Annotated in this window: 11 protein-coding genes; 10 read left to right on the top strand and 1 reads right to left on the bottom strand. The window is 60.9% G+C overall.

Annotation, left to right across the window (positions count from 1 at the left end):
* The first annotated feature begins 35 nt into the window (after positions 1 to 35).
* The 8 genes from dnaE to ispD all read left to right on the top strand — a co-directional run bounded on the left by dnaE (position 36) and on the right by ispD (position 11,429).
* On the top strand, positions 36 to 3,557 hold the full coding sequence (gene dnaE, locus SLW74_RS01290; RefSeq protein WP_192132162.1) for a DNA polymerase III subunit alpha: 3,522 nt from the start codon (positions 36 to 38) through the stop codon (positions 3,555 to 3,557).
* A 127-nt stretch (positions 3,558 to 3,684) separates the two neighbouring features.
* The gene (locus SLW74_RS01295) at positions 3,685 to 4,632 is read left to right on the top strand and encodes an acetyl-CoA carboxylase carboxyltransferase subunit alpha (RefSeq protein ID WP_065989826.1); all 948 of its coding nucleotides are present in this window, start codon (positions 3,685 to 3,687) and stop codon (positions 4,630 to 4,632) included.
* 79 nt (positions 4,633 to 4,711) lie between these two features.
* Positions 4,712 to 6,049, top strand: coding sequence for a tRNA lysidine(34) synthetase TilS (gene tilS, locus SLW74_RS01300; RefSeq protein ID WP_410927896.1), 1,338 nt, complete (start codon positions 4,712 to 4,714; stop codon positions 6,047 to 6,049).
* Positions 6,050 to 6,321: 272 nt separating this feature from the next.
* Positions 6,322 to 7,953: a CTP synthase gene (locus SLW74_RS01305; RefSeq protein ID WP_192132158.1), complete on the top strand. Its 1,632-nt coding sequence runs from the start codon at positions 6,322 to 6,324 to the stop codon at positions 7,951 to 7,953.
* Between the two features lie 14 nt (positions 7,954 to 7,967).
* Positions 7,968 to 8,813, top strand: coding sequence for a 3-deoxy-8-phosphooctulonate synthase (gene kdsA, locus SLW74_RS01310; RefSeq protein WP_065989822.1), 846 nt, complete (start codon positions 7,968 to 7,970; stop codon positions 8,811 to 8,813).
* Between the two features lie 170 nt (positions 8,814 to 8,983).
* Positions 8,984 to 10,270, top strand: a complete 1,287-nt coding sequence (gene eno, locus SLW74_RS01315; protein ID WP_122537377.1) for a phosphopyruvate hydratase — start codon at positions 8,984 to 8,986, stop codon at positions 10,268 to 10,270.
* 159 nt (positions 10,271 to 10,429) lie between these two features.
* Positions 10,430 to 10,708, top strand: a complete 279-nt coding sequence (gene ftsB / locus SLW74_RS01320; RefSeq protein ID WP_037014212.1) for a cell division protein FtsB — start codon at positions 10,430 to 10,432, stop codon at positions 10,706 to 10,708.
* A 10-nt stretch (positions 10,709 to 10,718) separates the two neighbouring features.
* Complete coding sequence (gene ispD, locus SLW74_RS01325) at positions 10,719 to 11,429, top strand: 2-C-methyl-D-erythritol 4-phosphate cytidylyltransferase (protein ID WP_172610982.1); 711 nt, start codon at positions 10,719 to 10,721, stop codon at positions 11,427 to 11,429.
* A gap of 5 nt (positions 11,430 to 11,434) precedes the next feature.
* Here ispD and SLW74_RS01330 read toward each other — a convergent pair whose 3' ends face one another.
* Positions 11,435 to 12,331 carry a LysR substrate-binding domain-containing protein gene (locus tag SLW74_RS01330; protein ID WP_192132152.1) on the bottom strand — a complete coding sequence of 299 codons (897 nt, stop codon included), beginning with the start codon at positions 12,329 to 12,331 and terminating at the stop codon, positions 11,435 to 11,437.
* Positions 12,332 to 12,434: 103 nt separating this feature from the next.
* On the opposite strand from SLW74_RS01330, the gene SLW74_RS01335 reads away from it, so the two are divergent.
* Both SLW74_RS01335 and fghA read left to right on the top strand, forming a co-directional pair.
* A complete protein-coding gene (locus tag SLW74_RS01335; RefSeq protein WP_410927897.1) occupies positions 12,435 to 13,547 on the top strand; it encodes an S-(hydroxymethyl)glutathione dehydrogenase/class III alcohol dehydrogenase in 1,113 nt (370 codons plus the stop codon).
* 93 nt (positions 13,548 to 13,640) lie between these two features.
* Positions 13,641 to 14,486 carry an S-formylglutathione hydrolase gene (fghA, locus tag SLW74_RS01340; RefSeq protein WP_410927898.1) on the top strand — a complete coding sequence of 282 codons (846 nt, stop codon included), beginning with the start codon at positions 13,641 to 13,643 and terminating at the stop codon, positions 14,484 to 14,486.
* The last annotated feature ends 24 nt before the right edge of the window (positions 14,487 to 14,510 follow it).

Below are 14,510 nucleotides of genomic sequence, written 5' to 3' on the forward strand. Positions count from 1 at the left end.
CCGGCCTTCGTTTTTTGTGCACCATAGGATCACCCATGCCGGCTTCTTTCGTTCATCTACGCCTGCACACCGAATACTCCCTCGTTGATGGTCTGGTCCGTGTAAAACCGTTGGTCAAGGCGCTTACGGCCATGAACATGCCGGCCGTGGCGGTGACCGACCAGCACAACATGTGCTCGCTGGTGAAGTTCTACAAAGCGGCCATGGGCGCGGGCATCAAGCCGATCTGTGGCGCCGACGTCTGGCTGGCCGGGCGTGACCGCGATGCACCGCTCAGCCGTTTGAGCCTGTTGGTGATGAACCCCAAAGGCTACCTCAACCTCACAGAGCTGATTTCCCGAGGCTTCATGCATGGCCAGCGCAATGGCCTGGTGGTGATCGAGCGCGAGTGGGTGGCCGAGGCCAGCGAAGGGCTTATTGCCCTGTCTGCGGCCAAGGAAGGCGAGATCGGCATGGCCCTGCTCGGCGGCAACCCGGCGGAAGCCGATGAGTTGCTGAAAGAGTGGCTGACGGTTTTCCAGGACCGCTTCTACATCGAAGTCCAGCGCACCAACCGCATCAATGATGAAGAGCACCTGCACGCCGCCGTCGCCCTGGCCGAGCGCCACGGCGTGCCGCTGGTCGCCAGCAACGACGTGCGTTTCATCAAGCAGGAAGATTTCGAAGCCCACGAGACCCGTGTGTGCATCGGCGAAGGCCGGGCGCTGGACGACCCGCGCCGCTCGCACAACTACAGCGACCAGCAGTACCTGAAGAGCGCGGAGGAGATGGCTGAGCTGTTCAGCGATCTGCCGGACGCCCTCGCCAACACCGTCGAGATCGCCAAGCGTTGCAATATCGACGTCAAGCTGGGCACGCACTTTCTGCCCAACTTCCCGATCCCCGATGGCATGACCATCGACGAGTATTTCCGCAAGGTGTCCTTCGAGGGGCTGGAAGAGCGCCTTGCAGTGCTCTGGCCGAAAGAGACCACGCCGGACTACGAGGCCAAGCGACAGGTTTACGTTGACCGCCTGAATTTCGAGCTGGATATCATCATCCAGATGGGGTTCCCCGGTTACTTCCTGATCGTTATGGACTTTATCCAGTGGGCCAAGAGCAACGGCGTGCCGGTGGGTCCGGGCCGGGGGTCGGGTGCCGGCTCGCTGGTGGCCTATGTGCAGAAGATCACCGACCTCGACCCGCTGGAATACGACCTGCTGTTCGAACGTTTCCTTAACCCCGAGCGGGTTTCCATGCCCGACTTCGACGTCGACTTCTGCATGGACGGTCGCGATCGGGTCATTGAGTACGTGGCCGAAAAATACGGTCGCAACGCGGTCAGCCAGATCATCACCTTCGGTTCCATGGCCGCGAAGGCGGTGGTCCGTGACGTGGCGCGGGTGCAGGGCAAGTCCTACGGATTGGCCGATCGTCTGTCGAAGATGATCCCCTTCGAAGTCGGCATGACCCTTGAAAAAGCCTACGAGCAGGAAGAGATCCTGCGCGACTTCCTCAAGGTGGATGAGGAAGCGGCGGAAATCTGGGAAATGGCGCGCAAGCTCGAAGGCGTTGTGCGTAACGTCGGCAAGCACGCCGGCGGCGTGGTCATCGCGCCGACCAAACTGACTGACTTCTCGGCGATTTACTGCGATGAAGAGGGCGGCGGCCTGGTCACCCAGTTCGACAAGGATGACGTCGAGGCAGCCGGTCTGGTGAAGTTCGACTTCCTCGGTCTGCGCACCCTGACCATCATCGACTGGGCACTGAAGACGATCAACCGCGACCGCGCCAAGGTCGACGAAGAACCCCTCGACATCGCGTTCATCCCGCTGGACGACATGCCGACTTACGAGCTGCTGCAGCGCGCCGAAACCACGGCCGTCTTCCAGCTTGAATCCCGCGGCATGAAAGAGCTGATCAAAAAGCTCAAGCCTGACTGCCTGGAAGACTTGATCGCACTGGTGGCGCTGTTCCGCCCCGGTCCTTTGCAATCGGGCATGGTTGACGACTTCATCAACCGCAAGCACGGTCGTGCGGAGCTGTCGTACCCCCACGTCGATTACCAGTACGAAGGCCTCAAGCCGGTGCTTGCGCCGACCTACGGCATCATCCTGTACCAGGAACAGGTGATGCAGATTGCGCAGGTCATGGCCGGCTACACCCTCGGCGGCGCGGACATGTTGCGTCGTGCAATGGGTAAAAAGAAGCCCGAGGAAATGGCCAAGCAGCGCGGCGGTTTCATTGAGGGCTGCAAGACCAACAATATCGACCCGGACCTGGCCGGTAACATTTTCGACCTGGTAGAGAAATTCGCCGGTTACGGTTTCAACAAGTCGCACTCGGCGGCCTACGGGCTGGTGTCGTACCAGACTGCCTGGCTCAAGCGTCACTACCCGGCGCCATTCATGGCGGCGGTGCTTTCAGCGGACATGCACAACACCGACAAGGTCGTGACCTTGATCGAAGAAGTGCGGATCATGAAACTGCGCCTGGATGCGCCGGACGTGAACAACTCCGAATTCAAGTTCACCGTGAACGACGACGGCCGTATCGTCTATGGCCTCGGTGCGATCAAGGGCGTCGGCGAAGGCCCGGTGGAAGCGATCACCGAAGCGCGTCAGGAAGGCCCGTTTGCCGATCTGTTCGATTTCTGCGCCCGCATCGACCTCAAGCGCGTGAACAAGCGCACCCTCGATGGCCTGATTCGCAGTGGTGCCCTGGACCGTCTCGGCCCGTTCTTCTATGACGAACCGAAACAGTATCAAGCCAACATTGATCGCAATCGCGGCGTCCTGCTGGCCGCGCTGGAAGAAGCCATTCAGGCGGCCGAGCAGACCGCGCGCAGTCACGACAGCGGCCATGCCGATCTCTTCGGCGGCCTGTTCGTCGAAGCCGACGCCGACGTTTACGCGAACCATCGCAGCGCCAAAGAGGTCACGCTCAAGGAACGGCTGCGTGGCGAGAAAGAAACCCTGGGCCTGTACCTGACCGGCCACCCGATCGACGAATACGAAGGTGAGATCCGCCGCTTCGCGCGCCAACGTATTGTTGATCTGAAGCCCTCGCGGGAAACCCAAACCATTGCCGGTCTGATCATCGCGCTGCGGGTGATGAAAAACAAAAAGGGCGACAAGATGGGCTTCATCACCCTGGACGACCGTTCAGGGCGTATCGAAGCGTCGCTCTTTGCCGATTCGTTCCAGGCCGCCCAGTCGCTGCTGCAAACCGACGCGATGGTGGTGGTGGAAGGGGAGGTCAGTACCGATGATTTCTCCGGCGGCCTGCGGTTACGCGCCAAACGGGTGATGAGCCTGGAAGAAGCGCGCACCGGGTTGGCGGAGAGTCTGCGCCTGAACGTGCGTGCCGAAGCGCTCAAGGGCGACCGGCTGCGCTGGCTGGGCGAGCTGTGCAAGAAGCACCGCGGCGCATGCCCGATCACCCTCGACTACACCGGGCAGGAAGCCAAGGCACTGCTGCAGTTCGGCGAAGCGTGGCGGATCGATCCCGCAGACAGCCTGATTCAGGCGCTGCGTGACCAGTTCGGACGAGAGAACGTCTTCCTGCAGTATCGCTGACACCGATCAGCTCAACATTTGCGACTCGACACTTTAAACTCGACCGAAAGGCGCCCGCTCCATTAAGGTAGGGCGCTTATCGGATCAACCGGCCGGCCTCTTGGCCGTCGACCCAAGACGGATGCCTATGAACCCGAATTTTCTGGATTTCGAACAGCCGATTGCTGACCTGCAAGCCAAGATTGAAGAGCTGCGTCTGGTGGGCAATGACAACTCGCTGAACATCGGCGACGAAATCTCTCGACTGCAAGAGAAGAGCAATACGCTCACCGAAAGCATTTTCGGCAACCTGACCAGTTGGCAGATCGCGCGCATGGCGCGTCATCCGCGTCGTCCGTACACCCTGGACTACATTCAACACATCTTCACCGAGTTCGACGAGCTGCATGGCGATCGCCACTTCTCCGACGACGCCGCTATCGTCGGCGGTATTGCCCGTCTTAACGACCAGCCGGTGATGGTGATCGGTCATCAGAAGGGGCGAGAAGTACGCGAAAAGGTTCGCCGCAACTTCGGTATGCCGCGTCCTGAAGGCTATCGCAAGGCCTGCCGCCTGATGGAAATGGCCGAGCGCTTCAAGATGCCGATTCTGACCTTCATCGACACGCCGGGCGCTTATCCTGGCATCGACGCCGAGGAGCGTAACCAGAGCGAAGCCATCGCCTGGAACCTGCGCGTAATGGCGCGATTGAAAACCCCGATCATTGCCACCGTGATTGGCGAAGGCGGTTCGGGCGGCGCATTGGCCATTGGCGTGTGCGATCAACTGAACATGCTGCAGTACTCGACCTACGCGGTGATCTCGCCGGAAGGCTGCGCTTCCATTCTGTGGAAAACCGCCGAGAAGGCGCCGGACGCCGCCGAAGCGATGGGCATCACTGCCGAGCGCCTGAAGGGCTTGGGCATCGTCGACAAGGTGATCAACGAGCCACTGGGCGGCGCGCACCGTGACCCGGCCGCTGCCGCTGCATTGATCCGCGAAGAATTGAGCAGCCAACTGAGCATGCTCCAGAAATTCGATAACGACGCGCTGCTGGCCCGCCGTTACGACCGCCTGATGAGCTATGGCCTTTAACCGGACCTTTCTGCATGAAAAGCGTCACCGAACCCGGTGACGCTCCCGGTCCGGCGAGCTTTAAGCAGGGTTAACCAGCATGAGCAAACCGGACAGCATCGCACTCTTACTCTCCAGACGTCTGCTGTCACGCCTTGAACCCTGGCGTGATGCAGCCGGCTGGCGGGTCGCTTTCTCTGGTGGGCTCGATTCCACTGTCCTGCTTCACCTGCTGGCCGAACTGGCCAGGGTTCACGCGCTTCCTCCTCTGACCGCTGTTCACGTCAACCATGGCCTTCAGGCTGTGGCGGCCTCGTGGCCGGTGCATTGTCGGCAGATGTGCCAGATTCTGGGCGTGCCGATGCAGGTCATCGACGTCCAGGTGCGCCCCGGTGCAAGCCTTGAGCAAGCGGCACGCGACGCTCGCTACGCCGCATTCAACTCAACCTTGGGGCCCGGCGAGGTGCTGCTCACGGCCCAGCACCGTGACGATCAGGCTGAAACCTTGCTGTTCCGACTGCTGCGTGGCGCCGGGGTGCGCGGACTGGCCGCCATGCCGGCGCAGCGTCCTTTGGGCGCAGGGCAGTTGCTTCGGCCGCTGCTGGACGAATCCCGCGCGACCCTCGAGGCCTATGCCCGGGAACAGGGTTTGAGCTGGATCGAGGACCCGAGCAACAAAGACAGCCGTTTTTCGCGCAACTACCTGCGCAGCCATGTGCTGCCGCTGGTGACGAGCCGCTGGCCGCAAGCGATTGCGAGCATGGCCCGCAGCGCCGGGCATCTGGCCGAAGCCCAGCAGTTGCTGGACGAACTGGCGGTGCAGGATCTGGCTTTGGCCGATACCCCGTGCCCCTGGCCCTGGCTGGACATGCCTTCTATTGAGCTCGCGCCGCTCGAAGCGCTGTCTCCTGCCCGGCAACGCAATGCACTGCGCCACTGGCTGGCGCCGCTCACTCGATTGCCCGATACCGATCACTGGGCGGGCTGGGACTCGTTGCGCGATGCCGGTCCGGACGGTCGGCCGATCTGGCGACTGGCCGAGGGTCAGATGCACCGTGCCGAGGGGCGCATCTGGTGGCTGTCGGGGATCTGGCTGAAAAACGTCGCCGGCTCGCAACACTGGTCCCTGGCCTCGCAACCCCTCACGCTGCCTGGCAACGGCATGCTGCAGATCCTCGGCGCTGCGCCGGCGGGCGGTCTGCACGTGCACTACCGCCAGGGCGGCGAAACCTTCGATGTACCGGACCGTGGACGTCGAGACCTGAAAAGGCTGCTCAACGAGAAGGGCGTGCCGGTGTTTCTGCGCGGCCGATTGCCGCTGTTGTACCGCGGCGAGCAGTTATTGGCCGTGGCAAACCTGCCGGGACTGGACGCCAGCCCCCGTGGCGACTGGCGATTGCACTGGTTGCCACCGACGAATGACCAAAGTTTGAGCTGAATGGGCGTTTCCGGTAGACTACGCTCCCTTCTTGATACAGCTTATGTCGATCCTTTCGGAACGATGCAAGTTGCCGATTACCAGCCAGTCTTTACTGGGCGATTCTCAAAAATGTGGCGAGCCACGGACAGACCTTTTCAAGGTCGGTCGTTGACTTGGGCGCGACAGATTCGAAAATGCGCAGTGATACACGCAGGTTGTCGGGGGCTTCGGCCTTCCTTCGCTTTCCCCGGCGGCTCTGACCGCTTTAACGCAGACTTCTAGGGTTTTTCATGACGCGCTACATCTTCGTCACGGGCGGTGTTGTTTCTTCATTGGGGAAAGGCATCGCCTCGGCTTCATTGGCGGCCATCCTGGAGGCGAGGGGACTTAAGGTCACCATGCTCAAGCTGGACCCCTACATCAACGTCGACCCCGGCACCATGAGTCCGTTCCAGCACGGTGAGGTGTTCGTCACCCACGACGGCGCTGAAACTGACCTGGACCTGGGTCACTACGAGCGTTTCATTCGCACCACCATGACCCAGAACAACAACTTCACCACCGGCCGTGTGTACGAACACGTCCTGCGCAAAGAGCGCCGTGGTGATTATCTGGGCGCGACCATTCAGGTGATCCCGCACATCACCGACGAAATCAAGCGTCGCATCATCAAGGGCGCCGGCGATGCCGACGTCGCCATGGTCGAAATCGGCGGCACGGTGGGCGATATCGAGTCGCAACCGTTCCTCGAAGCGATCCGTCAGCTGCGTTTCGAAGTGGGCGCCAAGCGCGCCATGCTCATGCACCTGACACTGGTTCCGTACATCGCCACCGCGGGCGAGACCAAGACCAAGCCGACTCAGCATTCGGTGAAAGAACTCCGTTCGATCGGCCTGCAGCCAGACGTGCTCGTCTGCCGTTCCGACCACCCGATCGACATCTCGTCGCGCCGCAAGATCGCGCAGTTCACCAACGTTGAAGAGCGTGCGGTCATCGCCCTCGAAGACGCCGACACCATCTACAAGATCCCGGGCATCCTGCATTCCCAGGGCCTTGACGATTTCGTCGTCGAGCGCTTCGGTCTGCAGTGCGGCAGCGCCGACCTGTCCGAGTGGGAAAAGGTCGTCGACGCCAAGCTCAATCCGGAACACGAAGTCACCATCGCAATGGTCGGCAAGTACATGGAGCTGCTCGATGCGTACAAGTCGCTGATCGAAGCGATGAGTCACGCCGGCATCAGCAACCGCACCAAGGTCAACCTGCGCTACATCGATTCCGAAGACATCGAAAACCAGGGCACCGGCCTGCTCGAAGGCGTTGACGCGATTCTCGTCCCGGGCGGCTTCGGTCTGCGTGGCGTCGAGGGCAAGATCACGGCGGTGCAGTTCGCTCGCGAAAACAAGGTGCCGTACCTGGGGATCTGCCTGGGCATGCAGGTGGCGGTCATCGAGTTCGCCCGTAACGTGCTGGGCTGGAAAGACGCCAACTCCACCGAGTTCGATCGCGCCAGCCAGCATCCTGTCGTCGGTCTGATCACCGAATGGGAAGACGCCACCGGTGCTGTCGAAACCCGCACCGAGACCTCGGACCTGGGCGGCACCATGCGTCTGGGCGCCCAGGAGTGTCTGCTGGAGCCGGGTTCGCTGGTGCACGATTGCTACGCAAACGACGTCATCGTCGAGCGCCATCGTCACCGTTATGAAGTGAACAACAATCTGCTGCCGCAACTGGTCGAAGCCGGTCTGAAAATCTCCGGTCGTTCCGGCGATGGCGCGCTGGTTGAGGTGGTCGAGTCTCCTGACCATCCGTGGTTCGTGGCGTGCCAGTTCCACCCCGAGTTCACCTCTACGCCCCGCGATGGCCACCCGTTGTTCAGTGGTTTCGTCAAGGCAGCGCTTGCTCAACACCAGAAGAACGGCTGACAGGGATTTATCACATGGCACAGAAAATCATCCGCGTCGGCTCGATCGACATCGCCAACGACAAGCCTATGGTTCTGTTCGGCGGCATGAACGTCCTGGAGTCGCGCGACATGGCGATGCAGGTCTGTGAAGAATACGTGCGAGTGACCGAGAAGCTCGGCATTCCCTACGTGTTCAAGGCCAGCTTCGACAAGGCCAACCGTTCTTCGGTGACTTCGTACCGTGGTCCGGGCCTTGAAGAAGGCATGCGGATTTTCCAGGACATCAAGCAAGCCTTCGGCGTGCCGATCATCACCGACGTGCACGAGCCTGATCAGGCCGCGACCGTGGCGGAAGTCTGCGACATCATTCAGTTGCCGGCCTTCCTGTCCCGCCAGACTGACCTGGTCGTGGCCATGGCCAAGACCGGCGCCGTGATCAACATCAAGAAAGCCCAGTTCCTCGCGCCTCACGAGATGAAGCACATCCTCGCCAAGTGCGTGGAAGCGGGGAACGATCAGTTGATCCTGTGCGAGCGTGGTTCGAGCTTCGGTTACAACAACCTGGTCGTCGATATGCTCGGTTTCGGCATCATGAAATCGTTCGAATACCCGGTGTTCTTCGACGTGACCCACGCCTTGCAGATGCCGGGCGGTCGCTCCGACTCCGCTGGCGGTCGTCGCGCCCAGGTGACCGATCTGGCCAAGGCCGGGATGAGTCAGGGCCTGGCCGGTCTGTTTCTGGAAGCCCACCCGGATCCGGACAACGCCAAATGTGACGGTCCCTGCGCCCTGCGCCTGGACAAGCTGGAGCCGTTTCTGGCCCAGCTCAAGGCGCTCGACGAACTCGTTAAAAGCTTCCCGACGATCGAAACGGCGTAAAACCCGCTTCTCCGGCGCCGAGCCCTCCGGTAGAGTGCCGTTCGTTGTTTTCCCGACCAAAGGGTCGGGAAAATTGTCGTTTCAGGGCCTGCCCGTTGTCCTAGAGCCCTGAGACGCCGAATCGTTTTCCCAGCTGCGTCGTTTTCGTCAATCTTGGAGTGTTAACAACAATGGCAAAAATCGTCGACATCAAAGGTCGTGAAGTTCTCGACTCCCGTGGCAATCCCACCGTGGAAGCAGACGTGCTCCTCGACAACGGCATCATCGGCAGCGCCTGCGCGCCGTCCGGTGCTTCCACCGGCTCGCGTGAAGCGCTCGAGCTGCGTGATGGCGACAAGAGCCGTTACATGGGCAAGGGCGTTCTGAAGGCTGTGGCCAACATCAATGGCCCGATCCGCGACCTGCTGCTGGGCAAAGACCCGGTTGACCAGAAAGCCCTGGATCACGCGATGATCCAGCTGGACGGTACCGAGAACAAAGCCAGCCTGGGCGCCAACGCGATCCTCGCTGTGTCCCTGGCTGCTGCCAAAGCGGCCGCTCAGGACCAGGATTTGCCGTTGTACGCGCACATCGCCAACCTGAACGGCACGCCGGGTGTTTACTCGATGCCGGTCCCGATGATGAACATCATCAACGGTGGCGAGCATGCCGATAACAACATCGACATCCAGGAATTCATGATTCAGCCGGTGGGCGCCAAGACTTTCTCCGAAGGCCTGCGCTGGGGCACCGAGATTTTCCACCACCTCAAAGCGGTGTTGAAAGCGCGCGGCCTGAACACTGCCGTGGGCGACGAAGGTGGCTTCGCACCGAACCTGAACTCCAACGGTGACGCACTGGACGCCATCGCTGAAGCCGTTGCCAACGCGGGCTACAAGCTGGGCACCGACGTGACCCTGGCGCTGGACTGCGCAGCAAGCGAGTTCTACAAGAACGGCAAGTACGTGCTGAGCGAAGAAGGCGAATACGACTCCGCCGGTTTCGCCGACTACCTGGCTGATCTGGTCAGCAAGCACCCGATCATCTCCATCGAAGACGGTCTGGACGAGTCGGACTGGGATGGCTGGAAAGTCCTCACCGACAAGATCGGCGACAAGATCCAGCTGGTGGGCGACGACCTGTTCGTGACCAACACCAAGATCCTGAAAGAAGGCATCGACAAGAAGATCGGTAACTCGATCCTGATCAAGTTCAACCAGATCGGCACGCTCACCGAAACGCTGGAAGCCATCCAGATGGCCAAGGCTGCGGGTTACACCGCCGTGATCTCCCACCGTTCCGGCGAAACCGAAGACTCCACCATTGCCGACCTGGCCGTGGGCACCGCTGCCGGCCAGATCAAGACCGGTTCGTTGAGCCGTTCCGACCGTATCGCCAAGTACAACCAGCTGCTGCGTATCGAAGAGCAACTGGGCGCCAAAGCGGTGTACCGTGGTCGCGGCGAGTTTCGCGGCTGATTGCAAAGGTGGTAAAAAGGCAGCAGGCGTTGTAGGAGAAGTCTCTTAAAGGTGACTTCTCTTGTCGTCCTGATCCATGAGCCCGGTGACCACCGGGCTTATGGGCATTTGAAATGGTCGGTTTTGCTGTCTTTATTCGCCGGGTAACAGATATTCACAATGCGCAGTCCTAACTGGTTGTTCCTCGTTCTGCTTTTGATGCTCGCTGGCTTGCAGTATCGCCTATGGGTAGGTAACGGCAGTCTCGCGCAGGTGGCCAGTCTGACGCAGCAAATCGCCGATCAACACGCCGAAAACGATGCTCTGCTGGAGCGTAACCGAGTCCTGGACGCGGAAGTGCTGGAGCTGAAAAAAGGCCTCGAAACCGTTGAAGAGCGTGCCCGTCATGAATTGGGCATGGTCAAGGACGGCGAAACCCTTTATCAGTTGGCACAGTGACGTTGGTGTAATGACTCAATCCCTTCCTGCCTTTTGGGCAGTGATTCCCGCAGCGGGCGTTGGCGCGCGCATGGCGGCAGACCGTCCCAAGCAATACCTGCAACTGGGCGGCCTCACAATTCTTGAACACAGCCTGCTTTGTTTTCTCGATCACCCGCGGCTCAAGGGCCTGGTGGTCAGTCTCGCTGTGGATGACCCTTATTGGCCGACGTTGCCTTGCGCCCTGGATTCCCGGATTCAGCAGGTCGCAGGCGGCAAAGAGCGTGCGGACTCGGTGCTCAATGCACTGCTGCACCTGCACGCCAACGGCGCGGATGACAACGATTGGGTGCTGGTACATGACGCAGCGCGCCCGAACCTGGCGCGTTCGGACCTCGATAATCTGCTTGGCGAGCTGGCGGATGATCCGGTCGGCGGCTTGCTGGCGGTGCCGGCCAAAGACACCCTCAAGCGCGCCGATGCCAATGGCCGCGTGACCGAAACGGTGGATCGCAGCCTTATCTGGCAGGCTTATACGCCGCAGATGTTTCGTCTGGGTGCGCTGCATCGCGCGCTGGCGGACAGTCTGGTGTCGAACGTGGCGATCACCGATGAAGCCTCGGCCATTGAGTGGGCCGGGCAATCCCCGCGTCTGATTGAAGGGCGCGCGGACAACATCAAGGTCACCCGCCCGGAAGACCTCGAATGGCTGCGCCAGCGGCGTGTGGAATTCAACGGCTAATCCGCCTACAGGCTGTACTCCTCCCGGGAAGCCAGTCCCGCCTTCAGGTAGTCCACCAGCTTCCTCACCTTGGGCGACAGATGCCGCTGCTGCGGGTACAGCGCCCAGACGGCGGTGTTCGGCGGCTGATGGGCATCCAGCAGCGACACCAGCGCACCTCGCTTGAGATGCTCCAGCACATAGTAATCCGGAAGCTGACACAGCCCGACCCCGCGCAATGCCGCATCCAGCACTGCCTGCCCACTGTTGCAGCGCCAGTTGCCTTGCACCCGCTGGGAAAATTCCCGTCCGTTTTGTTGCAATAGCCAACTGTCCGAGCTGCCGATCAGGCAGTTGTGTCGCGCCAGTTCCGACACGCTGTGGGGCCGGCCATAGCGTTCGAGATAGGCAGGGGAGGCGCACAGGTACATCTTGCGCGGCGCCAGTCGGGCGGCCACCAGTCGCGATTCCTGCAACCGACCCAGCCGGATCGCCAAGTCCAGGCCTTCATGCACCAGATCCAGCGTGTTGTTGGTCAGCTCGATGTCCACGCGCAGTTGCGGGTAGTCCTCCATGAAGCGTGTCACCAGCGGGGCGATGAACCGCTCGCCGTACGCCACGGCGCAGGTCATCCGTAGCAACCCCTTCGGCTCGCTGGTCAGGTCGGTCACCGCGCGCAGCGCTTCTTCTCGCCCGTCCTGCAAGCGCTGGCAATGATGCAAAAACGTCTGGCCGGCTTCGGTCAGCGCTACCTTGCGGGTGCTGCGATAGAGCAAGCGTGTTTGCAAGCGCTCTTCCAGCCGCGCAATCTGTCGACTGATGTGCGATGAAGACACCCCTAGTCGCTCAGCCGCGGCGGTGAACTGCCCGCACTCGGCGACGGCGACGAACTCGTCCAGACCTTCCCAGCGATTGACCTGCATAGATTGTCCCTGGACAGCATTAATGTTTTGCTTTCAGGCCGATTATTAATCAGCCAGCACTGCATTACACTCATGGCTCGTTTTTATTTAGCTGGAGATCATGATGATCAAGTCACGTGCTGCCGTAGCTTTTGCGCCCAATGAACCACTGCAGATCGTCGAAGTGGACGTTGAGGCCCCTAAAGCCGGCGAAGTGTTGATTCGTAACGTGGCATCCGGCGTTTGCCACACGGATGCCTACACCCTGTCCGGCGCCGATTCTGAAGGCGTCTTCCCGTGCATCCTCGGGCACGAAGGCGGCGGCGTCGTTGAAGCCATCGGCGAAGGCGTGACCTCGCTCGCCGTGGGCGACCACGTCATTCCGCTGTACACCGCCGAATGCCGCGAGTGCAAATTCTGCAAATCCGGCAAAACCAACCTCTGCCAGAAAGTCCGCGCCACCCAAGGCAAAGGCCTGATGCCCGACGGCACCACCCGCTTCAGCTACAACGGCCAGCCGATCTACCACTACATGGGCTGCTCGACGTTCTCCGAATACACCGTTGTCCCGGAAATCTCACTCGCAAAAATCCCCAAGGAAGCGCCTTTGGAGAAGGTCTGCCTGCTCGGTTGCGGTGTCACCACCGGCATCGGTGCGGTGCTGAACACGGCCAAAGTCGAGGAGGGCGCCACTGTGGCGGTCTTCGGTCTGGGCGGCATTGGCCTGGCGGCGATCATTGGCGCAAAAATGGCCAAGGCCTCGCGCATCATCGCGGTCGACATCAACCCGTCCAAATTCGACGTGGCCCGTGAACTGGGTGCGACAGAATTCGTCAATCCAAAGGACCACGACAAGCCGATTCAGGAAGTCATCGTTGAGATGACCGACGGCGGCGTTGATTACAGCTTCGAGTGCGTAGGCAATGTCGGCCTGATGCGTGCGGCGCTGGAATCGTGCCACAAGGGCTGGGGCGAATCGGTGATTATCGGCGTCGCTGGCGCAGGTCAGGAAATCTCTACACGTCCGTTTCAACTGGTGACCGGTCGCGTCTGGCGCGGCTCGGCTTTCGGCGGCGTCAAAGGCCGCACCGAACTGCCAAGCTACGTCGAAAAAGCGCAGGCCGGCGAGATCCCGCTGGACACCTTCATCACCCACACCATGGGCCTGGACCGGATCAACGAAGCCTTTGACCTGATGCACGAAGGCAAAAGCATCCGTACCGTCATTCATTTCTGAGGAGCAGCGGCAAGCTTAAAGCTGTAAGCAGCAAGAGGGGCGTGTCATGACCTCTGCCGCTCGAGGCTTGAAGCTTGCCGCCCGGAGAAGCCCATGAGTCTGGAAAACATCTCGTGCCAGAAAAGCTTCGGCGGCTGGCACAAGCGTTACAAACATCACTCTGATGTGCTCGGCTGCGACATGGTGTTCGCGGTGTATCTGCCTCCGCAAGCGGAGCAGGGCGGCAAGCTGCCGGTGGTCTACTGGTTGTCAGGGCTGACCTGCACCGATGAAAACTTCATGCAGAAGGCCGGTGCGCTGCGCGTGGCGGCGGAACTGGGGTTGATCATCGTGGCGCCGGACACCAGCCCCCGCGGTGCCGACGTGCCGGATGACCCGGACAAGGCCTACGACTTCGGCCTGGGCGCCGGCTTTTATCTGAACGCCACCGAGCAACCGTGGGCGCGGTACTACCGCATGTACGATTACGTGATCAGCGAGCTGCCCGCGTTGATCGAGGCGCACTTCCCGGCCTCGGACAAACGCAGCATCAGCGGGCATTCCATGGGTGGCCACGGCGCGCTGGTCGGCGCATTGCGCAATCCGGGCCGCTATCAATCGGTGTCGGCGTTCTCGCCCATCTGCAACCCGATGGATTGCCCGTGGGGACAAAAAGCGTTTTCCCGCTACCTGGGCGAAGACCGTTCGCGCTGGCGTGAATGGGACGCCAGCGTGCTTATTGCCGAAGCCACCGAACGCTTGCCACTGCTGGTGGACCAAGGCGATCGCGACGACTTCCTCGGCAATCAGCTCAAGCCGGAATCGTTGGTTCAGGCGGCGAAGGCGGCCGGTCATCCTCTGGAATTGCGCATGCAGCCGGGGTACGACCACAGCTATTACTTCATCGCCAGCTTCATCGAAGACCACTTGCGCCATCACGCCCGAGCCCTGGCCGGCTGAAGTCTTCGCCTTCAATTGCAGCGT

The organism is Pseudomonas sp. W5-36, assembly GCF_046540455.1.
GTDB lineage: Bacteria > Pseudomonadota > Gammaproteobacteria > Pseudomonadales > Pseudomonadaceae > Aquipseudomonas > Aquipseudomonas graminis_B.